The following is a 26,299-nucleotide window of genomic DNA, read 5'->3' as shown; positions in this document are numbered from 1 at the left end:
CCCCCATACATTGACTGAGTCCTGTTACGCGCTAGGTCCATCACTCTCCCCCCCCTTTTTTCTCCTGCCGGCTGCTCACGATCCTTGCTCCCTTAAACCTCAGGGTTCTCGTTTAGCAGCATGAGTGCTATTCCTCCGACTTTGGTGTGCAGGGTCTGTTGGTTCAGGTACTCAGTGCCGCCAGAGCCCCAGCCACTCGTTGTCGCGCTCTGGGGCTGAGCCCTGCGCTGGCTCCCAGAGTTCCTGGCGGAATCCGGCTGCCGCCAGCTGCTGCGCCAACAGCGCCGAGTCGCTTCCCCAAGGGGGACCATCCGGGCGCTGGTGGCACCAGAACAGACCCAGCAACCAGCCCCCGGGGACTAGCAACCGCGCCACGGTGTCGAGATAGGCCTCGCGCTGGGCGGGATCAATCGCGCAGAAGCAGGTGTGCTCCAGCACGCCCTGCAGGCTGCCGGTGCTGTTGCCGGCTGCCGCCAGTGCCGCCCCATCGAAGAGATCAGCCTGCAGCCAGCGCAGCTGGGTGCGATCAGAACCATGCACCGCCTGGGCGCGCTCAATGGCCTCACAGCTGAAGTCCAGCCCGATCACCTCGTAGCCGAGATCGGCGAGCAAGGCCGCCTCCCCCGGTTTCAGGAAAGTTGTCACCCCTCTGATCAGTACATCCGGGGGCTTGAGGACATGACTAATGCGTCGATACAGCGAGGCCGTCAAGGCTGATGTGAGGAGGCGGATGAGCCCGCCGCACAGGCAGAGCGTGGCCCGGATCTCAGAAGAGCTGGGCATTCACCTCGCCACCCTCTACAACTGGAGAAAGGCCTGGCGGTTGCAGGGAGAGGTGGTGCCGTCATCCGAGAAGGAACCAGAGGGCTGGAGCGCTGCCGACAAGTTCACGGTTGTACTGGAGAGCTCTGGCCTCAACGCCACCGAGCTCAGCGCCTACTGCCGCGAGCGGGGCCTGTTCCCGGAGCAGGTAAGCCGTTGGCGGCAGGCGGCCCAGGATGCCAACGCCAAGCCGGTGCTGACGATGGTCGAACATAAGGACCTCGAGAAGCTCCGCGCCCAGGACCAGCGGGAGATCAAGGCCCTCAGAAAGGAGTTGCAGCGCAAGGAGAAGGCCATGGCGGAAATGGCGGCTTTGCTGGTGCTGCAAAAAAAGTGGGATGCCTTCTGTTCGGAGGACGAGGAAGGCTGACCAGCGCCGTGCACCGGAGGAAGGTGATCGAGTTAATCGGCGAGGCCAATGCTGCGGGCGCCGGCCTGTTGAGGGCCTGCGGTGTGATCGGCATTTGCCTGCGCACCCTCAAACGCTGGCGAAAGGCCTTCCTGGGTGATGGGGACGGCGTGGATCGCCGTAAAGGCAGTGCTCGCCTGGTGGGTCACCGCCTGAGCGAGGAAGAACGCCAGCGAATACTGCTGACCTGCAACCAGCCGGAGTACGCCTCGCTGCCGCCAGGGCAGATCGTGCCGGTACTGGCCGATCAAAAGCTGTTTATTGGCTCAGAGAGCAGCTTCTATCGGGTGCTGCACCAGGCGGGTCAGTGCCACCGCCGGGGGAGGGCCAGGCTGCCTCAGGAGCCGCGCTCGGTGCCGCGCCTCAGGGCGGATGGCCCAAACCAGGTGTGGAGCTGGGACATCAGCTTCCTGCCGACCACGGTGCGGGGTGTGTGGCTCTACCTCTATTTGGTGGTCGACGTCTGGAGCCGCAAAGTGGTGGCCTGGGATGTGGCCGAGGTGGAGTCGGCTCAGATCGCAGCGGATCTGGTGCAGCGTGCCTGCCTCAAGGAGCGCTACCGCCGCCCCAGCGGCTTTGGCAGCCGCCAGTGCCACCAGCCACCCCTGGTCCTGCACGCCGACAACGGCAATGCAATGCGTGGGGCCACGCTGGAATCACGGCTCGAGGAGATGGGCGTGCTCAGATCCTTCTCCCGGCCAAGGGTCTCCAACGACAACCCGTACTCGGAATCCCTGTTCCGTACGGTCAAATACCGGCCTGATTACCCGAGCCGGCCCTTTGCCAGCAAGGGCGAGGCCTGCCAGTGGGTGGTGTCGTTCGTTGATTGGTACAACCACCGGCACCACCACAGCGCGATCAAATTCGTGACGCCCCACCAGCGCCACAGTGGAGCTGCCAAGGCAATTTGCCAGCAGCGCACTGATGTCTACGAGGCCGCCCGCCGTGCCAATCCAACGCGCTGGAGCGGTGCCACCCGTTGCTGGAGTCAACCGGCAGAAGTGTGGATAAACAAGCCACTGGAAGAGCACGAACTGGCCCTGGAGTTACCCTTGGTTCAGGCCGCCTGAGTGGCAGCCAAGGAGTGACAACTTTCCTGAAAGTCACCGCCTCATGGCCCCGGGCGCAGCCGGGCACCAACACCCGACCCGGTGGTTGGGGTGCTCGGCGCTCAGTGCGCAGAAAGGTATCTAGAGGCGGCGCGGGCTTGCCCAGCTCCCAGCGATCACTGCCCTCTAGATAGCGCTGGTTCCAGTTCGATGCGGCCATGGTGCGGATCTCAGCAGCACAGCATTCAAAAGGCGACCCGTGGGGGGCGCCTTAGCACCGGTTGCGGGGGTCACCTGCTCACACCAAGGTCTGCCTGTCGGGTGTCTGTGGGTTCACGCATGACCTGTCTTGGGCCTGACAGGAAAGGAATGGAGATCACGTTTGGGAGAAGAGATGCTCAAGGCTTGACCTTCTCGGTTGTGATCCAGACCTGGGTTATGCAGCCCGGGGATGAAATGAGCGGTAGGCATACCTGGCGTATTGCTCTCTCTGCTGTTAGCCAGGCAGCGCAGGACCCAAAGCCAACGTTCGGCCAGCAGGAAGATCTGGGCGATGAACTCCTGCTCTTAGGTGCCACCACAATTCATCACCGGTGCAAGGCCAGGTTGCATCGTTTGTGTGCTGCCGCAGGTGCTGAGGAATTCTGGGGGTACACCCTGAATATTCAGGCGATGTCCTCGGAACCCAAATCGTCAGCAATGCTTTTGGCCACTACAGAAAGATCGGGCTCATGAGCTTCCAGGTCATTCCGATGAATCTCTGTATCCGACACAGGCATATCCATTCCACCTGGGTCCTCAAAGGGAGTTTCAGCCAAAAGGGGTGGCGTACTACCTTTGACATGTTGTTTCCCAGCTGCGACGGAAGCGGCTGCAACCGCTTCTACAGGGACACAGCTAGGCGCGAACAGGAATATCGCTTCCCCAACCCGCTCTTGATGGCCGTCTAAGGCGAAAGTCCCGCCAGCGACAAAATCAACTGCACGCTGTGCCTGATCCGAATTCACCATAGTCAGATTGAGAAGAACAATTTTTTCTTCTCGCAATGCCTGAATTGCAGAAGGTATTTCGTCAAAAGTACGCGGCTCAAACATTTTGACCCCGCCCGGAGATCTCGGCTCCCTATCCCTAACCAAGGGTGAATCCAAGCAGGAAACGCCAGTTTCCCTTTCGCTCATTGACGTCTCGTCCGAACCCGAGAACGCACCCCCTGCTGCCATACGAAGCAGATGGCGAAAAACAGACGATCGATCTGAACCCATCTGAGCAACGACTCGGTCCAAAAACTCGAGCTCGGCGGCATTGAGGGTGACCTTGACTTGGCGAGAGCGCTTGAGCGCGCCGGGGAGCTCAGTAGGTATCAATGGCATTCCCGACGCTTGGGGATTCAACTCTCCAGTCATTGCAAGGACCCAGAAGCAGAGGAGAGAAAGGCAGTCCCTCCGGTGGACTTCAGGCTAACCGCTGAAAGCTGGTCAGAGCAAGACTTGCAATGCCTTGTGCCAATGCAGCACCTGTCACACCTCCTAGCGGGGTCCCCCCTAGGGACCCATATCCTTTAAAGAGTCCACCAAGAGGACCCATGTCCAAAATGATTCGCCCCCTTCTGGCCGCGCTCTGCGGTGCGGTCGCCGCCGCAACGCCTTTCCAGGCAGTGAATGCCTATCCACTTTTTGCTCAGTGGGGCGGGTATGGCCTCTCTCCCTCTCAGCAGAACTTTCAACGAGGAAATGGCTGGTCGAGCGGGGACTACTTCGGTCCGCGACTCACGCCCGGCCGCCCGCAGGTCTCTTCGCCCGGCTCATACCAGCCAGGCCTGCAACAAAACCTGCGCTATCGCTCAAACAGCTGCTCACAGCTTATTAACTGCTGATACACATTTAGCCAGGATTCATCCAACTCGCCTAACAAAATAATGAAAAAGCTTCTGCTTACAATCGCGTTCGCCGCACCATTGGCAGCCCTGACCACCCCCGCCTCCGCGTATCCATGGTCTTATAGCGGCTACAGCTCTCCACAGTTCAGCAACTACAGCATCAACGGCTCCGGCGGCTACTCAGGGAATGGTTATGTACTTCCCCTAGGCAGGAATGGAGCAATCGCGACATATACAGACAACCATGGCACAACCAGCTGTTATGCCATAGGCGGCTTCATCAGTTGCTATTGAGCAAGCATGAATCAACCAGCAAACCACTTAAAGCCATCACAGTCAACGCTGTCTTTCAAGATCGAACATTCTCGTGACTGCCAGATTAATTATATCCACTGCGAGCAAGCTGAGATTTCTGTTGTCGATGCCCTCAAGGATCAACTCGGATTTGCGAGTCGCAGAACCGTACTTAAATGGATATTTGCTCAGCTAGAGAATGAAGACCACCTAAGCCGTTGGACGCTCGAGATGCTTTCCAAGAAAAAGTCTCCCACCACAAGACCCAATCAAGATGGACCTAGGGGCCTTTCGTAAAGGTTTAAAGACCCAGTGGAAAGAATCAAGACTAGCCCTGAAGCAAGCTCTCATTGGAGCATCTTTAGGCTTGCTTTGTAGCCCTTAACATGTGCATTGCTGATCACGCCCCAACTCACCACCGACCTGACTTTAGGATACCGGTTATATCAGAATCATGATAGCCTATGCCCCCAAGCAAATAGGTTCCAAATCTTATGCTTACAGACCAAGAGATTAGGCAACTTATGGGCTCGACAAGCAAGCTTGAGCTAAAAGACAAGGTCGATGCGATTCGAGCGTCGATAATGCGCACTTTCTCTGAAAAGAGTCCAGCCAGGCCAAATCTCCTAAAAGCTTTAGAGGAGCTTGCCATACAAATATCATCTCGTTTGCCAGATGTGTCTCCGCGTACCTTGATGGAGATTGAAGATGACGTCGCATCTTGGTCAAGCCATGTAGCCCTTCAGGACAAGATAGATAAATATTCGCGACAAGCGCTAATTTCCAGTGACATTGCCCAGGCAGTGCAACGTGGCGCGGGTAGATGGAGGGAGAAAGACTCTTTTATCAAAACCCAGGAACTGATGCGGGTTGAGGCCATTAAGCGGCATGAGCTTGAAGAGATCGAGTTTGCTCAACTTGTAGATGAGGTCAAGGCCTTGGGATTTACCGAAAGCAGGCAGGTCTCAAGTTACATTATCGCTAACAAGCTTAGCGCCAAATACAAGTATATATCAGGCATATTGGAAATGGAACGCGACCAAGATGCCTGGCAATATCGTGGCGGCTTTCCTCCTCGCATATACGCGAGATTGTGCGATGCCCTGGGCTTAGGGCGGAAGGATTCAGGAGCTCGAGTTAAGAGTTTCAGGGCATTCAGTGATGTTCAGAACGGTTTCAAGTCCTGATAAGGATCAGTTCGGGCGCTGCCGACAAAAGGATGAAATGCTAGATATATACAAGAGGACTTTGGATTTATACTAAAAATCTACGTGTTCGTGCAATTCACCCCAATTCGCCGCCTTTATCTCTGATCATTATGTCTTACGACGATCGGCGTCAGCCTTGGATTACACAAGGAATCCTCATATCGCTGGCCTCTCTCTTTGAAATATGCAAGGGCATTAAGGTTGAGTTCAAGGGCTATGGCGATTATAAAACAACACAAACTGATCAAGGGCCTGTCGCGGGATCAGTTCCCGGAACGAAAGCCCAATTTACAGGCATAGACTCAGAAGGAAAAAAGATCTTCATTGCAGACGCAGATTTTTTCGAGAGCTGCATTCGCGAGATACAATGCACGAATGTTGAACTTAAAGCTGCGATTGGCTATCTTAGCGATTTCAAGGGCAGGATCAGTGTTTCAAACTTGCTGAAACGCCTTATTTATTATAAGCAATATCCGGAAGCCTCCAGGGCTATTAGTGACGCCGGAATACAGGATTCAATAAAAGAGTTCACCTTTGACTTCCAAGAGATCATCGAACTGTCTTCGCTCCTACTCGTCTCGTATCGCAACCGTACCAGTCACTCGAAGCTAAGGGATGGTAGTGATAAAGCTTTTCATGTGTATCATCATGCGACCATGAGTCGGTTTCTCCAGCTGGTGGAGAATTGCTCTGAATACTCCAAAAGCAAAGAATGGTGGACTAGCGCCCCGCTTAGTGACGGAGAAGATAAGCCGCTGGCAATGATTAATAACCATGAAGAAGCATTTCGGAGTGATACCGAAGTTGTATTTGATTTCCTGAAGAACGGCCCACCTTTGCATAAATTGCCGAGCGAGTCTGAAACTTCTCATGATGATTACCACGCGTTACAGCAGCCAGACATCTCATCATCAAATGGGGGAGTGACATCTCTATCAAAGGCTGATCTCTATGAAATAGTAGACATTATTCGGGAAACTCATGATGAATCGGGATCTCATTTCGCCTGGCTAGAGGAGCAGCTTAGCCTTCTAGTAGCAGACAAGGCCGAAGATATCAAGAACTCTCTACTTCGGCCATGGATGAATAAAGACATTGAGGCAATACTTAGCCTTATGTCCTCCCAATCGGCACGTCAGGCGAGATTCGGTGATCCAAACGACTCTGCTGTCGGGGGAGCAAAGATTAGTGTTATAGATATCGCTGATAATCAATCCTTAATCCTTGACAGGCATGCGCACCAGGAGCTAGCAATAGAAACTGATTCTATAGAAAAACGCGCGCAAAAAATCTATACACGCCTCAGATCTCTCCGTAATGAGATCAGAGACAAATTGCACCTCATCAACCAACGATTTGAGTACTACCATTGCGTTTTACAATCAAATATTGTATGGCCGGCTCTCCGACTAGGAGTCTGCAGCTATGATCAGCTAAAGGAAACAAAAGAGTTTCAGATAAGGATTGTCAAGGTCAATAGATCTTTTATGCTTGACACGCAAGAGGAGTTATACAAGGAAAGAATCGATCAGCTTCTGTCCGAAAATCCGTTTTAATTAAAGATTCGGACGCGCTTAAACATCTATTTTGAGGTGCTACGAGCCATGTCCTGTTAGTTTAAACTTCCTTGACTGCTCTGCTTACTATCTTGAGCCCCAAGTTTTAAGCTCAAAAGCCTTATCTCCCAAGTCGGTTAGCAAGCGTGTTGCGCTGCCAACTGTGTCTGCAAGTAGCCAGAGCTTACCCCCCTGGAATGAGGGCCAGCGACAAGCTGATCACCAGGGAAAACCCGGCTCCGCTCAGTGCGGAGAGGCCCACCGCTCTGACGGACTGATGCAGAAGCACATTGCGCTCGGATGGACGGGTGATGGCCAAGGTCTTGCGCTGATGAAGCAGCTGTGCAGCAAGAGCAATTGCCGAAGGGAACGGGCCCTCGTACAGGCAGTGCCCATCTACATCAGACGCCACCCCCCCCGGTGCATCAAGGATTCGAGTCCGCCGTCGGCGGGGGCTCATGCGATGCCGGAGGGAGACATGGCCTCCGCACCACGGCTGCGATTCCAGCCAGCGCTTCCGAACTGCCAGCCTTGCGCAGCTGTTCCCCCCTGCGCCTGCGGCCACCAGATTCTGAGGTCCTTGTCCGCCAGCCAGTGCTGAAGATCATCCGCAGGATGCGGACTGCGCAGCAGCAGTTCGGGGAGTTGATCCTGCCGTTCCGCGCCTTGGCGCAGCAGCCGCTCCTGGAGCACCGCAATTTGTGTCGCATCCAGCGGCTGCTCGAGCAGGCGGGTTAAAAGTGCCGCAACTCCACCGGCCCTCAGGGCAGATGGAATCATGCCGTCTGCCCTGAGGACGCCCTCCCGTGGCTGAGATTGACGCCGGCTTCAAAAGCGGCGCGATAGAGGGCCGAGCGCTGCTCCTCATCCAGTCCATCCCAGAACGCACTGCAGCAAGCCCTCCCATGGGCTTGCATGCGGCTCTCTGGCCATCCATGCTGAAAAGCCCGCAGCCTCTCGATGAGTCGGCCTCCTTTCGGTGACGATCCCTATGTGCGGGTGAGCGTTGAGCTGCGCCAATCCACCCTGGTGTGGCTGGATGACTTGCGTAAGGAGTGGGGTCTGCACAGCCGTGGTGACCTAGTTAGCCGCCTGCTCGATGAATTGGCAAAGCCCACCACCGATGAGTAAGCCACTATTGATCGCCGCCGGCATGCTGCTGAGTGCCAGCGCCGCGCTGGCCCAGCAACCGGTGCGTCCCCTCCCGCAAGTGGGAGGTTGTCCGCTGGGCTATTACAGCTCCGGCAGCTACTGCGTGCCGAGCACCAGTGGCAACACCCGCGGCGCCATAGAGAAGAGCGGCAACTCCTGCCCGCTGGGGTTCTACTCATCTGGCAACTACTGCCTCAGCAGCCCCAGTAACGAGCGCGAGGCGATTCAGAAAACCGGCAAGTCCTGCCCGCTGGGCTGGTATTCCTCAGGCAACTACTGCGCCAAGAGCCGCTGAGTCATGGGCTTCCGCTTTCGCCGCTCTGCCCGCCTGGGCCCGCTGCGTTTCAATTTCAGCAAGGGCGGGTTGAGCTCCATCTCCGTTGGTGGGCGGGGCGCCTCGTTCAACATCCCCGTCGCCCGGAGTGGTGGTGCGCGCACCACGGTGGGAGTGCCGGGCACGGGCCTGAGCTGGAGCGTGGAGCATTCGCCGGATCGTCCAACCGTGATCTCTGGGGGGAGAGCGGAAGGGCTGCCCAACAGCCGCCGGCTGCGGCCCGGTCAGCTTGATGCCCTTAAGCAGCAGTTGTTGGAGGTGCTGCGCCAGGAGCTGTTTGCACCCAGCTCCACTGGGGAGCAGCTGTGGGATCACGGCTTGGTGAGCCACCTGCTTGCTGCTGGCTCCTTAACTGCACGAACCGCTGGCCTGCTGGCTCTGATCGAAACGCCGGAGGCGATGGAGGCATATGTATTCCGGGCTCAGGGGCAGGACGATGCCAAACGCCGCGCCCAGCGCTGCATCGAAGCGGTGCAGGAGGCCTCACGTCTGGCAACGGCAAGGGGCTGGTTGCGCTGACGCCTCAGGCCAGCCGCTCTTCTGATAGCTGGCGGAAGGCATCGTTCAGCAAAACCACCTCGGAGAACGACTGCTCGAGGTCAGAGAAACGCTGGGGGTCAAACAGCTGATCGAGATCGAAGCTGAGAATCGGCCGGATGCTGGCCGGCACGCTTAGGAAGTCATTGAGCTTGCGCAGCATCTCGGTAGCACTGGCGTTGGCCTGCTGCAGCTTGTCCTCCTCCGCCTCAAAAGCAGTCAGCGCCTGCTGCAACTGGGGAATCGCCGATTCGAGCAGTTCATTGCCCTCTGCTTTCTCCAGTGTTTCCACCAGCGCTGACGTCAGCCCAGCCAGCTTGGTGAGCGCATCGGCGGTCCAATGGCGCTCCTTGAGGCAAGCCATGGCAGCGCGCACCGCCTTGGCCTCTACCGAGAGGTCATCGAGCAGGCTGATCCCAGCGCTCTGCAGCCAGGTGTTAACACCGCTGGCTGCCCGCAACCGGCTGCGCTCCACCGGCGGGCTGATGCTGGTGGAGATAACGCTGGAATGGCGTTCGTTGCTATCTGAGTCAACCGTGCGGCACACCACATTGATCCTGGGGGTGTAAAGATCGCCGGCCACGTTGAGAGAGTCGATTGCCCCAAACCGCTGTTGAACCATGCAGGGGTCATGGCGAAAACGTCGTTCCACCTGTTGCATGAGCAGCTTGAGCTGTTGCTGGTTGTGGAGCAGAGCGGCATAGACCACCGCTGCGATGGCTGCCACCAGCACGGCCGCAATCAGAAAGAAATGCCAGTAGGCCAGCACAAACCCCAGGGCCAGCAAAGCCAGCAGGCCACCGCAACCGATACCGCAACCATTGTTCTGCTGGGCCATGGCTGCCTATAACCAACCACCAGCTTGGCCTGCTGGGCAATGATCACCAGTTAGCTATCGCAGGAAAGCCAGGCGGGAGCGAAAGAAGGATGGCGGTAATGGCTGGGCTGGCAGACCGGCCGTTGCGCCCCGCAGAAGCCAGCAGCCTGCAAGCCAGGGCAGACCGTGTGGCGTGATCGCCAGCGCCATGGGCCCACAAACCATCCAATGGGTAGCCGCTGGCTAAAGGCATGACCTGCCTGCCGTACTGCGTCCAATCGACCGATTTATGCAGCCGCCGCATAAAAACGACGAGGCAGAGAGGCAGGCCCAGCCCCTCGCCGCACCCACGAGGACACTTCCTCAATCGTCACATTGTCCCAAGGAAAGTCTAATGAGAACATTTTAAGACCCGTTGCGCCGCAGACGGTCTCGGGGATTCGTGATATTTCGGGATACACGGGCCCGTAGTGCGCAGCCCTGAAGAACTCGTGCGCAAGACATTCACAACGCGCGAGTCTATGCACAACCCCCAAATTTTTGCAACATTTCGCAACCCCATGCGCGCTTGCGCTGTCCCTGGTGCTAGTCACGCGTTGCACACCCCACCGGTGCTGCCAAACTGATTTGACACCCGACAGGGACTGGCTTCGCTCGGTCTTCCGGGCAGGGAGCCCTGGGTCTTTCCAAAAGGAAAGGCCCAGGGGCTTCTACCTCCCTGAGCCTCCCCTTGAAGGGTGCTCCCTAACAAGAGCTGCTTAATGGTGACTCATCAGAAGCCGGACGGCGAGTCCGGCGTACACAACTTGTCAGTGGCTCATGGCGCCTTGACGGTTCCCGCAACGAGCTTGATGCCTTCCGTGGCTTGTTCGGTGGGCAGCTCCTGCTCTTCTGAACAGCGCTTGGTCGCTTCAGTAATGGGGTGGCGGTGATGCCTGCGCCCCAGCCAAACCGCTATCTGCTGAACAGGGTCGAGGCATACGGGGTCTCCGCAACGGGTGACCCCTATGCCGACGTATTGCTGATCCATCCACAGGGCGGAACCTGCAAGGCCAAGGCCTTCAGCAGATGCTTCGGCGACCTCAATGAGCTGCATACCTACGAGGGTGCTGAGGTGAGCGTGCAGTTGTCACCCACAGGTCTTCAGCTCGGGCCCATTGCAGAGCAGGCCACACCAGGCCTGGAACCATGTGCCGCTTCCGGTCATCACCACGGCTGGGCATCAGAAGGTTCCGTGATGGATTCAGAGTCACCTTTCTTCCCGCCCGAGCCGATCGCCGAAGAATCCGCCCTCAGTCAGGGCTGCAGCACAACTCGAGCTGTGCAGGAGGTCGCCACAACTGTGGCCTACTTGGCTCGGGATCTGAACCTGCCCACCGTTATCTGGTTCCACCTGCCTGGTCGACAGGACCATCAATCTCTGAGCTGCACCGTTGCTCCACGGCGCACAACCAGCCCCCATTCCAGACACTTCGCGCCCTGACGCGAAAGCCCACTCAGGGCTATGTAGCCACCACCTGCTGGTGTTGCACCAGGTAGGCCTCGATCCAGTCGTGATGCTGCTTCTGCAGGATCCGATCGGCGATTGATGTGGCCTCCTCCGGCACCTGAAACCGCTTGCGGAAGGCTTTGGTGAACCCCTCCAGCACCGGCCGGGGCAGACCGCGCAAGGTGGCGAGGATTTGGCGGGTGATGGCTGGATCGAGGGGTATCAGGCTTGGGTCGTTGGTGGGGATAGGAGCTGCTAGCGAGGGGCGGCGATGGATTGATCGCGTGCCGTTGCTGGCGCTGGTCGGGGGAGGAGTGCTGCTTTCCCCTGCCGAGCTGGTGACCTCCCTCTGCTGCTTGTCGTAGAGCGCCAAGCCAAAGGGATTGCCAAAGGTCATCAGGGCGCGCTTCATGGCATCGGTTTCGGCCTCCTTGAGGGCAGATTCATGGGCCTGGCCCAGGTCCACATCGATGCCGTGGCCAGCCCCACTGCCTTCTCGGATCAGGGCCGGCTGGCCGGCGGTGCTGATGCTGATGCGTACGCGGGCGGTGTAGGTGACACCCCAGCCAGGGCGGTTGTCGCGGCCGATGGTGCGTTCGCTCTGGTTGACGCAGCGGAGGGTGACGGTTTCGCGCTGCCAGCCGTCAAAACCAAAGATGCGGTTCGCTTCTGCAATTGCTTGCCAGCCTTCTAGGTAGGAAACCTTGGAGCGGCCCTGCTCGCGCTGCTTGACCTTGGCGCGATCGAGCGGGGCTGAGAGGGCAGCGATCTGCTCAGCGGAGAAGGTCGCACCGCCAGGTGCGCTGGACGGAGAAACACAGCTAGGTGAGCTGGAGGAAACAGTTGTGGTCATGGTGATGAACCGGGTGAATGAATTGCGCTGGAGTGGTGATGAAGTGAGTTGGGACGGCTCTTGCAACAGACCCATATCGAGGGGGGCTCTGCCCCCTCAGTGGATGCGCCAAGAGCGGCGGTTGAGCAGCTGGGCGCCGGTGATCTGGCGGCCAGCCTTGAGGGCTTCCTTGATGGCGTTCTTGTCCGGCTTGCTGGTGGTGGAGAAAGTGAGCCACTCGGCATCGAGGGCCTGCTCGTCGTCGATCACAACGGCGGAGGACTTGCGGCTTGAGAGCTCGTGATCGGGGAAGGAGAAGCGTGTTGCAGCCGGCTGCAGCTGGGTGAGGACAAAGATCAGCGATTCCTCCAGCGCATCAGCCCGGCCGGCATCACCACGGGCCAGATCGGCGAGCCGCTTGGCCTGCTGGCTGCGGTAGGCGGCCTGACCGCGCAGGTGCTCGATCACCCAGCAGGTTGCATCGGCCTTAGCGGCGAGGGCAGCTTTGTTGCCTTCTTCTGCCAGAAGAGCGGCCTCCAGCTCGGCGAGGGCCAGTGCCCGCTGCTCGGGATCATCAGCTTCCAGCTGCTCGGCCAGCTGGCCGATGGCGGTGGTGAGCTCTTGAGCCTCACTGCCCAGCTGCCAGATGGAGCCGGAGCGCTGGAGGGAGCAGGCAGGGCCTGATACCGAGGGGGCTGCCGCTGGGGCAGGTGCAGCGACTAGAGCAGGGATGGGGGTGAGAACAGCCATGACGGTGAGAAGGCGATGGGGATGTAAAGAACGGAACGGAGCGCCAGGGGCACCAAAGGCTTGTGGCGCTGGGAGATCAGGAGCGGCCGACGCCAGCCGACACTGCCCAAAGCCCGGCTGCTGGGCTGACCTCGGCCACGGCAATCGGCACCGGAGAACGCGACGCCATGCGGCGGGCTTCTCTCACCAGCGAGGCCGTGCCGGCACCACCGGGGAAGGCGACTACCAGCACAGAGGTGAGGCAGCCAGGAGAGCTGTGGGCAACAGCCCGGGCAATGGCCTGCTCGAGTAGCTCCCGATTACGGATTGGCCCAGCGGCCCGGCCATGGAGCTTCCATTGGGCCGGCATCACCAGGGCTGACCAACCCAGCTGCTGGGCAGCGCGACCAATGGCGGCATCAGCGCCGCGGGCACCGCCGTGGAGCAACAGGTGAACAAGGCGGCCACCGCTGCGGGCCAGCAGCTCAGAAGCAACCCGCTGCTGGGACCAGGCCAGATCACGGCCACCACCGGCCGCGATCACAAGCGAATGGGATGGGGCCACTGCGGGCCCAGAAGGAATACAAAGATCCATGAATCAGCTGCCAGAGGTGACAACTGACCGGGGCAACACACCGCAAATAAAAGAGCGGAAGCGCTGGCGAGATCAGGGGATTGGATTACCGCAGGCGATGGGCTAGGGGCCTTTGGCGCAGCCCATATTCTAGCAGTACAAGTGCACTTATGAGCCAGTAAAACCACTGCAAGGCAATTGATCTGCACAAAGCAAGCCCATGCGCAGCGGCCTCGGCTTACTAAGAATTAAGACCACCAGATCCGCTCAAAATTGACCAGTGCCCGCGCAGCCGCGCGAGGGAAGCTGGGGCCTCACCCCAGCCACCCACCGGCGGCTGGCCGCTAAGCCACCGCAGCCGCGGGAGAGCGGCCATGCCCACAACCCCCACACCGCCGGCCCCGGAGCGGAGGGCGGCGGCGGCTGGCCGATGCACGCCACGGCAGAGCCGTGGCACGTTGAAGGACGGCCGCTGCCGGCCGTAGCCCAGCGGAGCTTGCTGTTCTGCCGCAGGGCTGCGCATCGGCGATGGTTTGCAAGAGATGCAAGAGAAACTCGGGCTCTGGCCCCATCTCCTGCCGGATGGTCCTGACTCCAGCCACCACCGACCCATGTCCGCACGTGAGCAACGCAAGGCCTGAAGCTCCTTGTTCTCTTGCACTTTCTCTTGCAGACAAGAAAAAAGGGTTCCCGGTATTGCCGAGAACCCTTGCGGTGACTAGTCGGGGCGACAGGATTCGAACCTGCGACCTAGTGCTCCCAAAGCGGCTATTGGGTTCAGCCCCCATAAGGCCGTTTCAGTGTTGATCAGGGTTTTGGTCGACGCTGGGTGGCCTTGTCCGGTCAGGCTGGGCTAGTTTTGCCCACATCTTGCCCACAAGCGGGCTGTCGAGGGCCCCTGCTATGCCAGCGATACGTCGCCAGGAGTCCTGGTCAGAAGCTCTAAGGACATCGGTGCGCAGCAGCACCGCCAAGGGCTGGAACGTTTACGAGTTCCGCGGCCAGGTGCGACTAGAGCTCCGTTACCCCGGCCAGCCAAAGCAGACCGTCTTCCTTCCTTTCGACTGGGCCAAAGCGTCAGTTGGTGATGTTCTCACCCGTGTACGCAATATCTACCCACTGGTTGCAGAGGGGCACACCCTGAAGGCCGCAGCTGAGATTGCTGATGGCAAAGCACCAAAGCCAGTGATGGACTGGGCTGGCGCCGTTGAGCGGTTCCGAGTGCAAAAGATGGAGCACGGCCGTGCGGTCAAGCAGGTCACGTGGGACCACAGCTACGCGCCTGTGATTGCCGATGCCGTTGCGGCGCTTACCAGCCAGAAGGCACCAACGTCCCCCGCCAATTTGCTGGATCAGATGATCCGGCAGTGGGCTACGGGAAGTCGGATGAGACAGATTCGAGCTCAGTCCTTATCGCAGTTTCTGCGCTACTGCGTTAACCGCGAGGGCTTCCCGGCGATGTGGCTGCCTCCCAGCGATCTCCGTTCGCACATTGGCAGCAGGCCCACACAAGATCTCAACCGCAGCAAGGGGGATCCAATCGAGGATCAACAGATCATCAACCTCCTGGCATCCTTGCCCGTCGATGCGGCGGGTGGGCGATGGGCAGAAGCGCTGCGGCTTCTAGCCGAACTCGGCCTGAGACCGATCGAGCTGCTGCACCTCTCGGTGCAAAAGGACCGCAGCACCGGCCAGCCCTACTGGTGGTGCAGCTATCGGAAGCGCAGCGGCGGCGGCGACACTGAACCGCGGCGAGTGCATCCGCTGCCGTTGGTGGATTCAGAAGGCACGGTGCAGCAGTGGAACCTGATGGGGCGGTGGCAGGCGGGCTTGATCGAGCTCCCGCCGCTAAGTAGCGGAACCGGCGCTGGGGATGCGATCGGCACCTACCTCAACCGCCAGCACGGCTGGTGCAGCCTCAAAGCGCTCCTGGCTGCCAAAGGTGAGCGGCTAGTGCCCTACAGCTTCCGGCACAGCTACAGCCTGCGTGGCCACCTGCGCGGCATCGATGCCGGGTCGGTGGCATTGAGCATGGGTCACAGCTTCGAGGTCCACTGCCGCTCATATCCCTGGGCAAGCCACTCAGGAACGGCTGCGGCCTTCGAGCGGGCGAACGCAGCACTCCTCGGGGTTGATCTTTCTGCTGCCCAGTAGCTAAGGGCCAGCATCGAACACGTCCACCAGCAGCGGGTCTGGCAACCGTGGCGCAGGAGAAGCAGGACCTCGTTCAGGCTGGCAGGGCAAACCTCATCGATTCAAGGTGGCTCTGAGCGGCCCGATGTGTTGCAGGGCGTCTGAGATCTGCGGAGCGGTTGGCTTACGGCTGATCACGGACCGCACGGCTACGTCCGGCAGCGGCCGTCCTTCAGCGTGCCACGGCTGCGCCGTGGCGTGCATCGGCCAGCCGCTGCCGCCCTCCGCTCCGGGGCCGGTGATTTGGGGATGGTGGGCATAGGCACTTCCCCGCGGCTGCGGTGGCCGGACCTTCGCCCGCGTTGATGGGGAAGGGGAAGGCCCCAAGTCTCCTCGCGCGGCTGCGCGGCCGGCTGGCTATTCAGAGCTGAATCTGGTTGGCCTGCTTATCAATTGCAGACCCCTCCGAGCATGGCCAGGTTTTGCATAGATCCATTGCCCTGCAAGGGTTCTTCCCGCTTTAGAGTGCGTTTGTACTGCTAGAATAAGGGCTGCGCCAAAGGCCCCTAGCCCATCGCCTGCGGTAATCCAATCTCTGATCTCGCCATCACTGCTCTATTGCTTTAAGAAGCTGTGATGCCCCGATCAGTTGTCACCTCTGGCAGCTGATTCATGGATCTTTGTATTCCTTCTGGGCCCGCAGTGGCCCCATCCCATTCGCTTGTGATCGCGGCCGGAGGCGGCCGTGATCTGGCCTGGCCTCAGCAGCGCGTGGCCGCTGAGCTGCTCGCTCGCAGCGGTGGCCGGCTGGTGCATCTGCTTCTCCACGGCGGTGCCCGCGGCGCTGATGCCGCCATTGGTCGCGCTGCCCAGCAGCTGGGTTGGTCAGCCCTGGTTATGCCAGCTCAATGGCAGCTCCATGGCCGGGCCGCTGGGCCAATCCGTAATCGGGAGCTACTCGAGCAGGCCATTGCCAAAGCCGTGGCCCACAACTCCCCGGGCTCGCTCGCCTCGGTGTTGGTGGTGGCTTTCCCCGGCGGCCCAGGCACCGCCTCGCTGGTGAGAGAAGCCCGCCGCATGGCGACCCGCTCCCCGGTGCCGATTGCCGTGGTCGAGGTCAGCCCAGCTGCCGGGCTCTGCGCCGTGCCGGTTGGCGCCGGCTTCTCCTGATCCCCCAGCACCACAAGCCTTTCGCGCCCTTGGCGCTCCGTTCCGTTCTTTCCATCCCCATCGCCTTCTCACTGTCATGCCTGTTCTCACCGCTATTTCCGCCGCCATTCCTGTAGTCAATTCGGATCCTCCAGCTGCAGGCCCTGCCTGCTCACTTAGGCGATCGGGTTCTCTTTGGCAGCTGGGCAGCGAGGCCCAGGAGCTCACCACCGTCATCTCCCAGCTAGCCGAGCAGCTGGAAGCTGATGATCCCGAGCAGCGCGCCTCAGCCCTCGCCGAGCTGGAGGCAGCCCTACTTGCAGAAGAGGGCAATAAGCAGGCCCTCGCCGCCAAGGCCGATGCCACCTGCTGGGTGATCGAGCACCTGCGTGGTCAGGCCACTTACCGGAGCCAGCAGGCCAAGCGGCTCGCCGATCTGGCCCGCAGCGATGCCGGCCGGGCTGATGCCCTGGAGGAATCGCTGATCTTTGTTCTCACCCAGCTGCAGCCGGCGGCTACGCGCTTCTCCTTCCCTGATCACGAGCTCACCTCCCGCAAGTCCCAGGCCGTCGTGATCGACGACGAAGAGGCCCTCGATGCCGAGTGGCTCACTTTTTCCACCACCAGCAAGCCAGACAAGAACGCCATCAAGGAAGCCCTCAAAGCCGGCCGCCAGATCGCTGGGGCCCAGCTGCTCAACCGCCGCTCCTGGCGCATCCACTGACCGGAGGGGGGCAAAGGCCCCCGCGACATGGCCCGCTGCAGTGGCGGGCCCTTTCTTTCTGATCCGATTTCGCTTCTTTCTTCTTCTCGCTCCATCGCTTCCCATCGCCATGACAGTCGCCGCCCCTTCCACCAATGGGTCCAGCACCAGCAGCCGCCCCGCAGCTCCTCGTCCGGCCCAGCGGCCGCACTCCGCTCTGGAGGTGATCGGCTCTGCTGACCGGTCCGATATGGAGACCTCAGCAAACCCGCCATCAGCCGCGGCGCCGCAAGTTCTCCAGGCTCAGCCCCTTGGCTTCTCCCCCGAGCAGCTCGCCGCCCTGGCCGCCCCGCTTGATCGGGCCAAAGTCCGCCTGCGGGAGCAGGGCCGCAGCCGCGTGAGCTATTTGGAGGGTTGGCAGGTAATCGCAGAAGCCAACCGAATCTTTGGTTTTGACGGCTGGCAGCGCCAAACCATCGCCGTTCGCTGCGTTGCACAGGCTGAGCGATTGATTGGTCGGGACCAGAAGCCCGGCTGGGGCGTCACCTACACCGCCCGCGTACGCATCACCGTCACAGCCGGAGGCATGACTCCACTGGTTCGGGAAGGCACTGGCGCCGGCCATGGCATCGACATCGACTTGGGCCAGGGCCATGAGTCCGCCATCAAGGAGGCCGAGACCGATGCGATGAAAAGAGCGCTGATGACCTTTGGCAATCCGTTTGGTCTGGCGCTCTACGACAAGCAGCAGAGGGAGGTCACCAGTTCAGCCACTACGGCCCCCGCCGCAAACACCAGAAACAGGCCAGCAGAAGCGGCTCCCCGGCAGCAGTCCCAATCGCCTGTGCAGCAAGAGAAAGATCCAAGCCTTGACCCGCTCGATCCAGGCACCATCCAGCAGATCCTCGCCACCGTTCGGGGCCTGCCCCGCCCTGCTCTGGAGGGGTTTACCAAGGCATTCCGCAAGCGGTTCCAGGTGCCGGCTGATGCGCCTTCCATCGCCGATCGGATCTGCCAGCGCAGGCATCACGACTGGATCGAGACGTTTCTGGTGCAACACCAAGCTGCGGCTTAAGCGCTGATGAGGAAGCAGCTCAATGTCATCGAGCGGCTTACCCTGAAAGAGATCGGCCACGATGGGGCCATGCGCACGCAAACCGAACTCGGCTGGGCTGGCTGCACCGCGGTGGAGCAGGATCCGCAGCGCATCAGTGGTGCCTGGGTGTTCCGCGGCACGCGGATCCCGGTGGCGGCTCTGTTCGAAAACCTGGAAGACGGAGTCTCCCTGGCTGAATTTGTAGAGCTCTTCCCCGGGGTCACACCGGAGCAAGCCCGCTCGGTGCTGGAGCATGTCGCCCGCAGCACGGCGGCAGCTGTCGCCTGAGTGCGGATCCTGTTTGACCAGGGAACGCCGGTTCCCCTACGCCGCTCCCTGACCGGCCATGTCGTGGCAACGGCCTATGAGCTCGGCTGGTCCACCGTCACCAATGGGGATTTGATTCGCCTGGCGGAACAGGAGGGCTACGAGCTCCTGCTCACCACCGACACCAACCTCCGCTACCAGCAGAACCTGCAGGGTCGCAGCATCGCGATCTTGGTGCTGACCACCACCAGCTGGCCACGGATTCGCCAGGTCACTGGCGAAATTCAGGCGGCAGTCGCCGCTATTACAGCGGGCGACTACCAGGAGCTGCCCATTCCCTGAGCCTCAGCGCTGCAGCAGCCAGCGCAGTAGCGATAAGCCGATGATCAATCCGATGCCGGCGTTCCAAAGTCATTACGGCCGCTCGGCCAACCGCTGCAGCCACCCCGGCAGCTGATCACGCCACTGCTCCATTGCCAGCACCGCCAGCAGCAGCAGGACCAGGGGGATGCCGATTGCCAGAACAAGCTCGCGAAGCATCGGCACCTCTCCTCTGACTGAACCGTATCCAGCTCCAAGCGCCTCGGCAGCAAAGCCCGCCAATCGTACTAGTACACACGTACGCATTGGTCATTGGTCATGGGTGCCCCTCTCCCCCGGCCCGCAGCACTGAATGCCCGGCTCGATCTCCCGATCGAAGAGTGGCCCTACCTCGATGAGGGCACCATGCTGAAAACCCGCAGCCGCAAGGTCTGCATGACCTGCCACTGGTTCAGGCACCACGCCGGGGTGAATTGCATCCCGGTGCTCACCTGTCAGCTCAATCAGGGGCTGATCGCCCACGGCGAGCACCTGACCAGCCGCTGCCAGGGTTGGACTGATGACATGACCCGGAGCCAAGGCTGGGCGCCGGAGGTGGCCTGAGCCGCCCATGCACCCAAGCGCTGTCACCGGCAAGCGGCCACCTCTCTCTCCTCAAGAAGGCTGGATCAGCGATAGCCGTCAGGTGCTCCATTTCAACCCGGTTCGCTACAGCCGCTACTCCCAGGCCCTGGAGCTCACCACCGGCGAACTGATCCCCGGCCAGGCGCCTGCTCTAGGCGCAGCCTTCCGCTAAGCGGTAGTGCCGCAAGGAGATCAGACGGGACGAGGCGATCAAGCTCTGGGCCGAGAAGCGGAAGGCTGGCTGGCAGGTCTGTCAGCCCCAGTGGACGCCACCACCTGCTCTGCTACCCCGTTGATGCTCTCTGGCGCGCAGATCGCCTTGCGCAGCAGGAGAGCGAGGAGGCGGAGTGTGCCGCTGCCCCTGCCGCTGGGCTTTCCTGCGACAGCTCTCTGGTGATCATTGCCCAGCAGGCCAAGCTGGTGGTGGGTTGTAGGCAGCCATGGCCCAGCAGAACAATGGATGCGGTATCGGTTGCGGTGGCCTGCTGGCTTTGGTGGCCCTGGGGTTTGTGCTGGCCTACTGGCATTTCTTTTTGATTGCAGCCGTGCTGGTGGCAGCCATCGCAGCGGTGGTCTATGCCGCTCTGCTCCACAACCAGCAACAGCTCAAGCTGCTCATGCAACAGGTGGAACAACGTTTTCGCCATGACCCCTGCATGGTTCAACAGCGGTTTGGGGCAATCGACTCCCTCAACGTGGCCGGTGATCTTTACACCCCCAGGATCAATGTGGTGTGCCGCACGCTTGACTCAGATAGCAACTATCGCCATTCGAGCGTTATCTCCACCAGCATCAACCCGCCGGTGGAACGCAGCCGGTTGCGGGCAGCCAGTGGTGTTACTACCTGGCTGCAGAGCGCTGGGATCAGCCTGCTCGATGACCTCTCGGTGGAGGCCAAGGCGGTGCGCGCTGCCATGGCTTGCCTCAAGGAGCGCCATTGGACCGCCGATGCGCTCACCAAGCTGGCTGGGCTGACGTCAGCGCTGGTGGAAACACTGGAGAAAGCAGAGGGCAATGAATTGCTCGAATCGGCGATTCCCCAGTTGCAGCAAGCGCTGACTGCCTTTGAGGCGGAGGAGTACAAGCTGCAGCAGGCCCATGCCAGCGCTGCCGAGATGCTGCGCAAGCTCAATGACTTTCTCAGCGTGCCGGCCAGCATCCGGCCGATCCTCAACTTCGATCTCGATCAACTGTTTGACCCTCAGCGCTTCTCTGACCTCGAGCAGTCGTTCTCCGAGGTGGTGTTGCTGAACGATGCCTTCCGCCAGCTTTCAGAAGATCGCTTGGCCTGAGCCGTCAGCGCAACCAGCCCCTGGCCGTCGCCAGCCGTGAGGCTTCCTGCCCCGCCTCGATGCAGCGGTGGGCGCGACGTTTGGCATCGTCCTGCCCCTGGGCCCGCAGTACATATGCCTCCATTGCCTCGGGCGTTTCGATCAGAGCCAGCAGGCCAGCGGTTCGTGCAGCTAAGGAGCCAGCAGCAAGCAGGCGGCTCACCAAGCCCAGGTCCCAGAGCTGCTCCCCGGTGGAGCCTGGCGCAAAAAGCTCCTTGTGCAGCACCGCTAGCAGTGACTGCTTAAAGGCATCGAGCTGCCCTGGCCTTAGCCGGCGGCTGTTGGGCAGGCCCGCCGCTTCCCCTGCAGGGATCACGGCTGCACGATCCGGCGTGTGCTCCACGCTCCAGCTCAGACCGGTGCCCGGTAGCCCCACTGTTGACCGGGTGCCGCCGCTGCGGTTTACCGGGATGTTGAACGAGGCGCCCCGCCCACCAACGGAAATGGAGCTCAATCCACTCTTGCTGAAATTGAAGCGCAGCGGGCCCAGGCGGGTGGAGCGTCGAAAGCGGAAGCCCATGGCAATCAGCGGCTCTTGACGCAATAGCTGCCGGATGAATACCAACCCAGCGGGCATCCCTTGCCGCTCTTTTGAATTGCCTCACGGTCGTTACTGGGGCTGCTGAGGCAGTAGTTGCCAGAGGAATAGAAACCCAGCGGACAGCCAGCGCCGCTTTTCTCGATGGCGCCACGGCTGTTACCACCAGAGCTCGGCACGCAGTAGCCGCCAGAGCTGTAGTAGCCAAGCGGGCAGCCTCCAACCTTGGGCAGCGGTTGCACCGGCTGCTGGGCTAGGGCACTGCCTGCAGTCAAAGCTGCAATTGCGCAGGCAAGGAGCAGACGATTGCGGCCCATCGTCTTGTTAGGCATAGGTACAGATTGGCGCGAATGAGCCAGCTGCAACCAAGTCATGCAGGAACAGCATGAAAAGGCTGCCGGTACAAACTCCGGCAATGGCTGGAAACTTTCTGCTGGTTGTGGTTGCGTTGGCGGCCTTGGCCTGGCCAAGCGAGGTAGTCGCACAGGGCGTCAAGGCCACCGTGCTCTCCATCGGCGATGGCGACACGATCCGGGTGCGCCAGGCGGGCAAGGCCCTCACCGTGCGGCTGGCCTGCATCGATGCACCTGAGACCGCCCAGACCCCTTACGGGCTGAAGGCCCGCACGTATTTGCAGCAGCGCCTGCCCATTGGCCGGGAGGTAAACCTCAACATCAAAACCACCGATCTCTATGGCCGCTCGGTGGCCGAGGTGATCTCAGAGATCAACATCAACCTGGCGATGGTGGAAGACGGCCAAGCCTTTGCCTACCGCCAGTACCTCAGTGGGTGTAACGCCAAGGAGTATCTGGACGCGGAATACCGTGCCAGCCGGCGGCGCTTTGGGGTCTGGCAAGTGGAGGGCGGCATCACCCGGCCTTGGGACTTCAGGCGAGGTCGCCGCTCAGCCGTTATTCCTGATGGCACAACACCAGGCGGCCGGCGTTACCGCTGCAGCGAGATCAGCTCCTATGCCAAAGCCCAGGAGCTGCTGCGCCAGGGGCACAGCTATCTAGATGGCAATGGCGATGGAGAAGCTTGCGAATCACTCCGTTGACAGACATCCTTTCCCGTATTTCGTAGCTGCACTACCGGTTGTTGCAGAGGCCTTGGAGGCAAGATCTTGCCTCTTGTAGCAGTAGAATGACATATCATGTGGCTTTAGCATATTATAAAACAACTGCAAAACTCGCAATGTTTACCGGCCCCGAGCTGCTCGCCAAAGTTAAGGAGCTAGGCGATGTCTCAAAATCTGAGTTGGTGCACGAATGTGGTTACTTGAGCACCAAGAAAGATGGCAGCGAGCGCCTCAACTTCACTGCGTTCTACGAGGCACTGCTAACTGCCAAGGGGGTGAACCTTGGAACAGATAGCGCCGGCCGGAGCACTGGCAAGGGTGGCCGCAAGCTGAGCTACACCACCAAGATTCAGTTCAACGGCAATCTCATGGTGGGCAAGGCCTACACCGCCATGCTCGACCTCAAGCCCGGCGATGAGTTCGAGATCAAGCTGGGCAAAAAGCAGATCAAGCTGATCCCCCTGGGAAGCACAGACGACGAGGTGTGAAGCAAGCATTCCCTCAGCTGCCGGGGCGTCGCTGAGCCAACGCCAGCATCTCCAGCTCCTGGCCCTGCTGCTCCTGACGCAGCGCCTCCGGGGCCTCGAGGGTATGGCGCTGCCGTGGGACAAGAGCCAGCGCCGCAGAGCGACGCCGCGGGCCAGCATCCAGGGCGGCAGGTCGATCTCCAGCGGGTGGGGATGGCTGTCCCCGCTGGGGTTGGGCGTCAGCACCCGGGCCAGCTCCGGATGCACCCGGTCGGCTGTGGCGCCCTGGGCCGCAAACCTGGGCTCCCCTTGCTTAGCCGGCCGTTCCAGCCGAATCTGGTCGAGGGAGAAGAAGCTGTCCCTGGCGAATGGCGGCGTAGACCTCGCTCTTGCAAGAGCAGCGCAAGTTCTGCAGCTGGTGCGCGCTCAAATTGGGGGGGGCCGCGGGCCGGGGCCTGCAGGAACACCAGCTGCTCAAGCTGCTCGCTTTGCAGCAAACCATGGGGTCGACCGATGCCATCGGCCGACAGGGCCAGGTGCCACAACCCATCTCAGTAGACTATATGCAGCGGCCAGCTCCGAATCTGTTCTCTCCTGCCCTGATCGCAATTAGTCCCCCGGTTTAGCAGGCTTACACTCTGCTGCTCGAGAATCCATGTCTAAATCTTCTCGACCTGCCCCTCTTCAGACAAGGTACCCTGCTACTGGCTATCCGAACCGGCAGGAAGCCCCATCTCTGGCGGCGATAAGGAGGCGAATTGCTATGTAACAACCACATCAAGGTCTACACGCAAGTTATTTACATCAGCCGGGATTAGATAAGACGCAAACAATCCCCTCGGTGGTGCTTGGCACACCTACCCCGGAGGTGTCGTCGAATACATTCCAGCACCAACAGTTGGCGATCATGGCAATGAATCATACATTGAAATAGCTTGCTATTCTGACATGGGATATTTCATTCGGGTTTGAAATAATGGTTAAAAGTATTAAGCCTGTTTCAGGATTGGCTGACAACAGAATTGAACGATCATATGTTAATACTACCACTGATCACAGCCAACTCATAATCTATCCTGAATACACAAAGATTGGCAAGAAATCACAAGATTTTTCCTAGCCCTTACTATGACAGATTCCCAAGAGCGAAAGTAAATTTTTGGCTGCAGACATTTCTATCTCTTTGCGTGCTTGAGTGACGGCAGATCCAATGTGAGGAGTCAAGAAAGTATTTAAGTCATTACTTAAAAGACCGCTTTCAATACAAGATGGCCTATGGTTTAAGGCCCAGTCTTCGAATTCGAAGACATCTGCTGCATAGCCTAATATTTTATTATTTAAAAGCGCTTTAGCGACAGCCTGTTCGCATACAGTAGAACCTCTTCCAACGTTAATAAGGTAAGAATCATTCTTAAATAGACTAAGCTTATCGGCATTAATTAGATGGTATGTATCATTGGTAAGAGGAAGCATGTTAACCACAAAATCCGACACTGACAGTAGTTCGTCAAGTCCTTTCTTCGTTAATCCATTATATACCTCAGAACTTGAATCAATATCTATTTTGTCAAAATAGCTAATTTCGCACTCAAAACCGTGAACCAGTTTTACCAGTGCTTTTCCAAGCTGACCCATTCCAAGAATACCTACAGATCTTCTGTAGAGGCCGCTGCCATAAAATCGTGGACTCCAGCCTTTAAATTCTTGTCTTCTTACATACTTATCGCCAGGGAGCATATTTCTTGATAGATTTATCATTAGGCCTACTGCGAGCTCAGCAGTTGGTTGTGCTAACAAATTAGGGATTATAGCAAATGCTATCCCATTATTCGAACAGAAAGATACATCAATATTGTCTGCACCTCTTAGAGCGCCAGAAATAGCCTTGAGATTCTTACATTGCTTGATAAAATCTGAGTCTATGTGGTCTGGCATGAAAACGATTACGCCTTCAGCATCCCCGCACCTCTTTAACAGTTCAGAACGAGACAAGGGTGCCTCAAATTGATTAGCAATGATCTCACAATATTGAGAGAGAAATTCAAGCGTTTCATCAAAAACTTTGTTTGTTACTACTATCTTGGAATTTTTAGGCATTTTCAAGAAGATACACGCTTACGGAGTGCTGTGCTCAAGCTATCTACTATTGTGACCATTATAAGTACAACCATTAGTAGTGCTAGAACCTCTTGATAGTTCATAATTCTGAGTGAACTGACAATTTCGAGTCCGAGACCACCAGCGCCAACGGCTCCTACAACTAGAGATGCTCGGAAATTGTACTCCCATCTATATAGTCCAACATCCGCCATCTGAGGAAATACTAAGGGTAGAATACACCTTGTCACTACTTGAAAATGTGTTGCGCCTGTAGAAGTTATTGCTTCAATTGGATCCTTATCAAGTAATTCTATTGATTCAGCGTAAAACTTTCCAACCATTCCCACTGAATGTAGGCCAAGAGCGAGAGCCCCGGGAAGCTGTCCAAAGCCGACTGCAGCTACAAATATTATGCCCATTATTAGCTCTGGGACTGATCGTAGACAATTTAACAGTAGTCTTGAAAATGAATAGATGAGTTTATTAGGAGTAGTTGTTCTGGCAGCAAATATTGATAGGGGTACTGAAATTATTACAGCAATTGCAGTACCGGCTATACTCATTGCCACCGAATCACGCAGGGGGATCAGCCACTCCTGCCATCGTGAAAAGTTTGGTGGAACCATTTCCTTGACCAGAATTCCTATTGCAGGCAACCCCTCTGCTATTCTTTGGCTATCAAATAAGCCTACAACTGAAAAGCTAGAAAGAATTGCAATCGCAATAACAATTGAAACGAGTGCAGTTGTTAATTGACTACTTTTTTGTTGGCTGATAATTGACTTAAAGGAATTCATGAGTTTCGAAAAAGAGA

General features: G+C 58.7%; 30 protein-coding genes and 2 pseudogenes. 19 read left to right on the top strand and 13 right to left on the bottom strand.

Annotated features, from left to right (window positions below; translation table 11 throughout):
• Nucleotides 1–171: 171 nt before the first annotated feature.
• The gene (locus KBY73_RS11255) at nucleotides 172–711 is read right to left on the bottom strand and encodes a class I SAM-dependent methyltransferase (protein ID WP_254937186.1); all 540 of its coding nucleotides are present in this window, start codon (nucleotides 709–711) and stop codon (nucleotides 172–174) included.
• On the opposite strand from KBY73_RS11255, the pseudogene KBY73_RS11245 reads away from it, so the two are divergent.
• Nucleotides 686–2,301: pseudogene (locus KBY73_RS11245) on the top strand (IS3 family transposase). The gene KBY73_RS11255 and the pseudogene KBY73_RS11245 overlap by 26 nt on opposite strands.
• 862 nt (nucleotides 2,302–3,163) lie before the next feature.
• On the opposite strand, the pseudogene KBY73_RS11235 reads toward KBY73_RS11245, so the two are convergent.
• Nucleotides 3,164–3,374 (bottom strand): annotated as a pseudogene (locus KBY73_RS11235) (cell division protein SepF); the annotation flags it as partial.
• 1,600 nt (nucleotides 3,375–4,974) lie between these two features.
• Here KBY73_RS11235 and KBY73_RS11230 point away from each other — a divergent pair.
• Nucleotides 4,975–5,637, top strand: a complete 663-nt coding sequence (locus tag KBY73_RS11230; RefSeq protein WP_254937183.1) for a hypothetical protein — start codon at nucleotides 4,975–4,977, stop codon at nucleotides 5,635–5,637.
• Between the two features lie 131 nt (nucleotides 5,638–5,768).
• Nucleotides 5,769–7,214, top strand: coding sequence for a hypothetical protein (locus KBY73_RS11225; RefSeq protein ID WP_254937182.1), 1,446 nt, complete (start codon nucleotides 5,769–5,771; stop codon nucleotides 7,212–7,214).
• 456 nt (nucleotides 7,215–7,670) lie between these two features.
• On the opposite strand, the gene KBY73_RS11220 is transcribed toward KBY73_RS11225, so the two are convergent.
• Nucleotides 7,671–7,994 (bottom strand): hypothetical protein, encoded by a 324-nt coding sequence (locus KBY73_RS11220; RefSeq protein ID WP_254937181.1) that lies wholly within the window; start codon nucleotides 7,992–7,994, stop codon nucleotides 7,671–7,673.
• A 180-nt stretch (nucleotides 7,995–8,174) separates the two neighbouring features.
• On the opposite strand from KBY73_RS11220, the gene KBY73_RS11215 reads away from it, so the two are divergent.
• The 3 genes from KBY73_RS11215 to KBY73_RS11205 are packed head-to-tail and all read left to right on the top strand — an operon-like array spanning nucleotide 8,175 to nucleotide 9,219.
• Entirely contained in the window at nucleotides 8,175–8,345 is a 171-nt protein-coding gene (locus KBY73_RS11215) for a hypothetical protein (RefSeq protein WP_254937180.1), read from the top strand.
• The gene (locus KBY73_RS11210) at nucleotides 8,338–8,661 is read left to right on the top strand and encodes a hypothetical protein (RefSeq protein ID WP_254937179.1); all 324 of its coding nucleotides are present in this window, start codon (nucleotides 8,338–8,340) and stop codon (nucleotides 8,659–8,661) included. The genes KBY73_RS11215 and KBY73_RS11210 overlap by 8 nt, the downstream gene beginning before the upstream one ends.
• Nucleotides 8,662–8,664: 3 nt before the next feature.
• The gene (locus KBY73_RS11205; RefSeq protein ID WP_254937178.1) at nucleotides 8,665–9,219 is read left to right on the top strand and encodes a DUF4236 domain-containing protein; all 555 of its coding nucleotides are present in this window, start codon (nucleotides 8,665–8,667) and stop codon (nucleotides 9,217–9,219) included.
• Nucleotides 9,220–9,223: 4 nt separating this feature from the next.
• On the opposite strand, the gene KBY73_RS11200 is transcribed toward KBY73_RS11205, so the two are convergent.
• Nucleotides 9,224–10,075, bottom strand: a complete 852-nt coding sequence (locus KBY73_RS11200) for a hypothetical protein (RefSeq protein WP_254937177.1) — start codon at nucleotides 10,073–10,075, stop codon at nucleotides 9,224–9,226.
• Between the two features lie 901 nt (nucleotides 10,076–10,976).
• On the opposite strand from KBY73_RS11200, the gene KBY73_RS11195 reads away from it, so the two are divergent.
• A complete protein-coding gene (locus KBY73_RS11195; protein WP_254937176.1) occupies nucleotides 10,977–11,537 on the top strand; it encodes a hypothetical protein in 561 nt (186 codons plus the stop codon).
• A 19-nt stretch (nucleotides 11,538–11,556) separates the two neighbouring features.
• Here the strand turns inward: KBY73_RS11195 and KBY73_RS11190 are convergent, their stop codons facing one another.
• The 4 genes from KBY73_RS11190 to KBY73_RS11175 all read right to left on the bottom strand — a co-directional run bounded on the left by KBY73_RS11190 (nucleotide 11,557) and on the right by KBY73_RS11175 (nucleotide 14,201).
• Nucleotides 11,557–12,396 (bottom strand): RAD52 family DNA repair protein, encoded by an 840-nt coding sequence (locus KBY73_RS11190; protein ID WP_254937175.1) that lies wholly within the window; start codon nucleotides 12,394–12,396, stop codon nucleotides 11,557–11,559.
• Nucleotides 12,397–12,492: 96 nt separating this feature from the next.
• Complete coding sequence (locus KBY73_RS11185; RefSeq protein ID WP_254937174.1) at nucleotides 12,493–13,125, bottom strand: siphovirus Gp157 family protein; 633 nt, start codon at nucleotides 13,123–13,125, stop codon at nucleotides 12,493–12,495.
• 76 nt (nucleotides 13,126–13,201) lie between these two features.
• Nucleotides 13,202–13,669, bottom strand: coding sequence for a DUF2493 domain-containing protein (locus KBY73_RS11180; protein ID WP_254937173.1), 468 nt, complete (start codon nucleotides 13,667–13,669; stop codon nucleotides 13,202–13,204).
• Between the two features lie 250 nt (nucleotides 13,670–13,919).
• The gene (locus KBY73_RS11175; protein ID WP_254937172.1) at nucleotides 13,920–14,201 is read right to left on the bottom strand and encodes a hypothetical protein; all 282 of its coding nucleotides are present in this window, start codon (nucleotides 14,199–14,201) and stop codon (nucleotides 13,920–13,922) included.
• Between the two features lie 380 nt (nucleotides 14,202–14,581).
• Between KBY73_RS11175 and KBY73_RS11170 the strand changes: the two genes are divergently transcribed.
• From KBY73_RS11170 to KBY73_RS11145, 6 genes are all read left to right on the top strand, one after another.
• On the top strand, nucleotides 14,582–15,832 hold the full coding sequence (locus tag KBY73_RS11170) for a site-specific integrase (protein WP_254937171.1): 1,251 nt from the start codon (nucleotides 14,582–14,584) through the stop codon (nucleotides 15,830–15,832).
• 681 nt (nucleotides 15,833–16,513) lie between these two features.
• Complete coding sequence (locus KBY73_RS11165) at nucleotides 16,514–16,981, top strand: hypothetical protein (protein WP_254937170.1); 468 nt, start codon at nucleotides 16,514–16,516, stop codon at nucleotides 16,979–16,981.
• A gap of 76 nt (nucleotides 16,982–17,057) precedes the next feature.
• Nucleotides 17,058–17,684, top strand: coding sequence for a siphovirus Gp157 family protein (locus KBY73_RS11160; RefSeq protein ID WP_254937169.1), 627 nt, complete (start codon nucleotides 17,058–17,060; stop codon nucleotides 17,682–17,684).
• A 109-nt stretch (nucleotides 17,685–17,793) separates the two neighbouring features.
• On the top strand, nucleotides 17,794–18,738 hold the full coding sequence (locus KBY73_RS11155; protein WP_254937168.1) for an RAD52 family DNA repair protein: 945 nt from the start codon (nucleotides 17,794–17,796) through the stop codon (nucleotides 18,736–18,738).
• Nucleotides 18,739–18,744: 6 nt separating this feature from the next.
• Entirely contained in the window at nucleotides 18,745–19,047 is a 303-nt protein-coding gene (locus KBY73_RS11150) for a DUF433 domain-containing protein (RefSeq protein ID WP_254937167.1), read from the top strand.
• A complete protein-coding gene (locus KBY73_RS11145) occupies nucleotides 19,048–19,368 on the top strand; it encodes a DUF5615 family PIN-like protein (protein WP_254937166.1) in 321 nt (106 codons plus the stop codon).
• A 72-nt stretch (nucleotides 19,369–19,440) separates the two neighbouring features.
• Here the strand turns inward: KBY73_RS11145 and KBY73_RS11140 are convergent, their stop codons facing one another.
• The gene (locus KBY73_RS11140; protein ID WP_254937165.1) at nucleotides 19,441–19,566 is read right to left on the bottom strand and encodes a hypothetical protein; all 126 of its coding nucleotides are present in this window, start codon (nucleotides 19,564–19,566) and stop codon (nucleotides 19,441–19,443) included.
• Nucleotides 19,567–19,665: 99 nt separating this feature from the next.
• Between KBY73_RS11140 and KBY73_RS11135 the strand changes: the two genes are divergently transcribed.
• From KBY73_RS11135 to KBY73_RS11120, 4 genes are all read left to right on the top strand, one after another.
• Nucleotides 19,666–19,950 carry a galactose oxidase gene (locus KBY73_RS11135; RefSeq protein WP_254937164.1) on the top strand — a complete coding sequence of 95 codons (285 nt, stop codon included), beginning with the start codon at nucleotides 19,666–19,668 and terminating at the stop codon, nucleotides 19,948–19,950.
• Between the two features lie 7 nt (nucleotides 19,951–19,957).
• The gene (locus KBY73_RS11130) at nucleotides 19,958–20,143 is read left to right on the top strand and encodes a hypothetical protein (protein ID WP_254937163.1); all 186 of its coding nucleotides are present in this window, start codon (nucleotides 19,958–19,960) and stop codon (nucleotides 20,141–20,143) included.
• Between the two features lie 19 nt (nucleotides 20,144–20,162).
• Complete coding sequence (locus tag KBY73_RS11125) at nucleotides 20,163–20,267, top strand: DUF1651 domain-containing protein (protein ID WP_315858435.1); 105 nt, start codon at nucleotides 20,163–20,165, stop codon at nucleotides 20,265–20,267.
• A 144-nt stretch (nucleotides 20,268–20,411) separates the two neighbouring features.
• Entirely contained in the window at nucleotides 20,412–21,263 is an 852-nt protein-coding gene (locus KBY73_RS11120) for a hypothetical protein (protein ID WP_254937162.1), read from the top strand.
• A 4-nt stretch (nucleotides 21,264–21,267) separates the two neighbouring features.
• On the opposite strand, the gene KBY73_RS11115 is transcribed toward KBY73_RS11120, so the two are convergent.
• Together KBY73_RS11115 and KBY73_RS11110 are read right to left on the bottom strand one after the other, a co-directional pair.
• Nucleotides 21,268–21,846, bottom strand: coding sequence for a DUF4236 domain-containing protein (locus tag KBY73_RS11115; protein WP_254937161.1), 579 nt, complete (start codon nucleotides 21,844–21,846; stop codon nucleotides 21,268–21,270).
• Nucleotides 21,828–22,115, bottom strand: a complete 288-nt coding sequence (locus KBY73_RS11110) for a hypothetical protein (protein ID WP_254937160.1) — start codon at nucleotides 22,113–22,115, stop codon at nucleotides 21,828–21,830. The genes KBY73_RS11115 and KBY73_RS11110 overlap by 19 nt, the downstream gene beginning before the upstream one ends.
• Nucleotides 22,116–22,297: 182 nt before the next feature.
• Between KBY73_RS11110 and KBY73_RS11105 the strand changes: the two genes are divergently transcribed.
• Both KBY73_RS11105 and KBY73_RS11100 read left to right on the top strand, forming a co-directional pair.
• Nucleotides 22,298–22,897, top strand: a complete 600-nt coding sequence (locus tag KBY73_RS11105; RefSeq protein WP_254937159.1) for a thermonuclease family protein — start codon at nucleotides 22,298–22,300, stop codon at nucleotides 22,895–22,897.
• 137 nt (nucleotides 22,898–23,034) lie between these two features.
• Nucleotides 23,035–23,406, top strand: a complete 372-nt coding sequence (locus KBY73_RS11100; RefSeq protein WP_254937158.1) for an AbrB family transcriptional regulator — start codon at nucleotides 23,035–23,037, stop codon at nucleotides 23,404–23,406.
• Nucleotides 23,407–24,501: 1,095 nt separating this feature from the next.
• On the opposite strand, the gene KBY73_RS11095 is transcribed toward KBY73_RS11100, so the two are convergent.
• Both KBY73_RS11095 and phnE read right to left on the bottom strand, forming a co-directional pair.
• Nucleotides 24,502–25,482: an NAD(P)-dependent oxidoreductase gene (locus KBY73_RS11095; RefSeq protein ID WP_254937157.1), complete on the bottom strand. Its 981-nt coding sequence runs from the start codon at nucleotides 25,480–25,482 to the stop codon at nucleotides 24,502–24,504.
• 2 nt (nucleotides 25,483–25,484) lie between these two features.
• Nucleotides 25,485–26,282 (bottom strand): phosphonate ABC transporter, permease protein PhnE, encoded by a 798-nt coding sequence (gene phnE, locus KBY73_RS11090; RefSeq protein ID WP_254937156.1) that lies wholly within the window; start codon nucleotides 26,280–26,282, stop codon nucleotides 25,485–25,487.
• Between the last annotated feature and the right edge of the window lie 17 nt (nucleotides 26,283–26,299).

Source organism: Cyanobium sp. Tous-M-B4 (assembly GCF_024345395.1).
Classification (GTDB): domain Bacteria; phylum Cyanobacteriota; class Cyanobacteriia; order PCC-6307; family Cyanobiaceae; genus Cyanobium_A.
The sequence above is the reverse complement of the archived record's forward strand: the minus strand, read 5'-3'. Positions and strand labels throughout refer to the sequence as shown.

What these genes read in the sequence shown, in the direction of transcription:
- KBY73_RS11230 (WP_254937183.1), top strand. Translation starts at nt 4,975, where the DNA reads ATGGGCTCGACAAGCAAGCTTGAGCTAAAAGACAAGGTCGATGCGATT.
- KBY73_RS11225 (WP_254937182.1), top strand. Translation starts at nt 5,769, where the DNA reads ATGTCTTACGACGATCGGCGTCAGCCTTGGATTACACAAGGAATCCTC.
- KBY73_RS11220 (WP_254937181.1), bottom strand. Translation starts at nt 7,994, where the DNA reads ATGATTCCATCTGCCCTGAGGGCCGGTGGAGTTGCGGCACTTTTAACC.
- KBY73_RS11215 (WP_254937180.1), top strand. Translation starts at nt 8,175, where the DNA reads ATGAGTCGGCCTCCTTTCGGTGACGATCCCTATGTGCGGGTGAGCGTT.
- KBY73_RS11210 (WP_254937179.1), top strand. Translation starts at nt 8,338, where the DNA reads ATGAGTAAGCCACTATTGATCGCCGCCGGCATGCTGCTGAGTGCCAGC.
- KBY73_RS11205 (WP_254937178.1), top strand. Translation starts at nt 8,665, where the DNA reads ATGGGCTTCCGCTTTCGCCGCTCTGCCCGCCTGGGCCCGCTGCGTTTC.
- KBY73_RS11200 (WP_254937177.1), bottom strand. Translation starts at nt 10,075, where the DNA reads ATGGCCCAGCAGAACAATGGTTGCGGTATCGGTTGCGGTGGCCTGCTG.
- KBY73_RS11190 (WP_254937175.1), bottom strand. Translation starts at nt 12,396, where the DNA reads ATGACCACAACTGTTTCCTCCAGCTCACCTAGCTGTGTTTCTCCGTCC.
- KBY73_RS11185 (WP_254937174.1), bottom strand. Translation starts at nt 13,125, where the DNA reads ATGGCTGTTCTCACCCCCATCCCTGCTCTAGTCGCTGCACCTGCCCCA.
- KBY73_RS11175 (WP_254937172.1), bottom strand. Translation starts at nt 14,201, where the DNA reads ATGCGCAGCCCTGCGGCAGAACAGCAAGCTCCGCTGGGCTACGGCCGG.
- KBY73_RS11170 (WP_254937171.1), top strand. Translation starts at nt 14,582, where the DNA reads ATGCCAGCGATACGTCGCCAGGAGTCCTGGTCAGAAGCTCTAAGGACA.
- KBY73_RS11160 (WP_254937169.1), top strand. Translation starts at nt 17,058, where the DNA reads ATGCCTGTTCTCACCGCTATTTCCGCCGCCATTCCTGTAGTCAATTCG.
- KBY73_RS11155 (WP_254937168.1), top strand. Translation starts at nt 17,794, where the DNA reads ATGACAGTCGCCGCCCCTTCCACCAATGGGTCCAGCACCAGCAGCCGC.
- KBY73_RS11150 (WP_254937167.1), top strand. Translation starts at nt 18,745, where the DNA reads ATGAGGAAGCAGCTCAATGTCATCGAGCGGCTTACCCTGAAAGAGATC.
- KBY73_RS11140 (WP_254937165.1), bottom strand. Translation starts at nt 19,566, where the DNA reads ATGCTTCGCGAGCTTGTTCTGGCAATCGGCATCCCCCTGGTCCTGCTG.
- KBY73_RS11135 (WP_254937164.1), top strand. Translation starts at nt 19,666, where the DNA reads ATGGGTGCCCCTCTCCCCCGGCCCGCAGCACTGAATGCCCGGCTCGAT.
- KBY73_RS11130 (WP_254937163.1), top strand. Translation starts at nt 19,958, where the DNA reads ATGCACCCAAGCGCTGTCACCGGCAAGCGGCCACCTCTCTCTCCTCAA.
- KBY73_RS11120 (WP_254937162.1), top strand. Translation starts at nt 20,412, where the DNA reads ATGGCCCAGCAGAACAATGGATGCGGTATCGGTTGCGGTGGCCTGCTG.
- KBY73_RS11100 (WP_254937158.1), top strand. Translation starts at nt 23,035, where the DNA reads ATGTTTACCGGCCCCGAGCTGCTCGCCAAAGTTAAGGAGCTAGGCGAT.
- KBY73_RS11095 (WP_254937157.1), bottom strand. Translation starts at nt 25,482, where the DNA reads ATGCCTAAAAATTCCAAGATAGTAGTAACAAACAAAGTTTTTGATGAA.
- phnE (WP_254937156.1), bottom strand. Translation starts at nt 26,282, where the DNA reads ATGAATTCCTTTAAGTCAATTATCAGCCAACAAAAAAGTAGTCAATTA.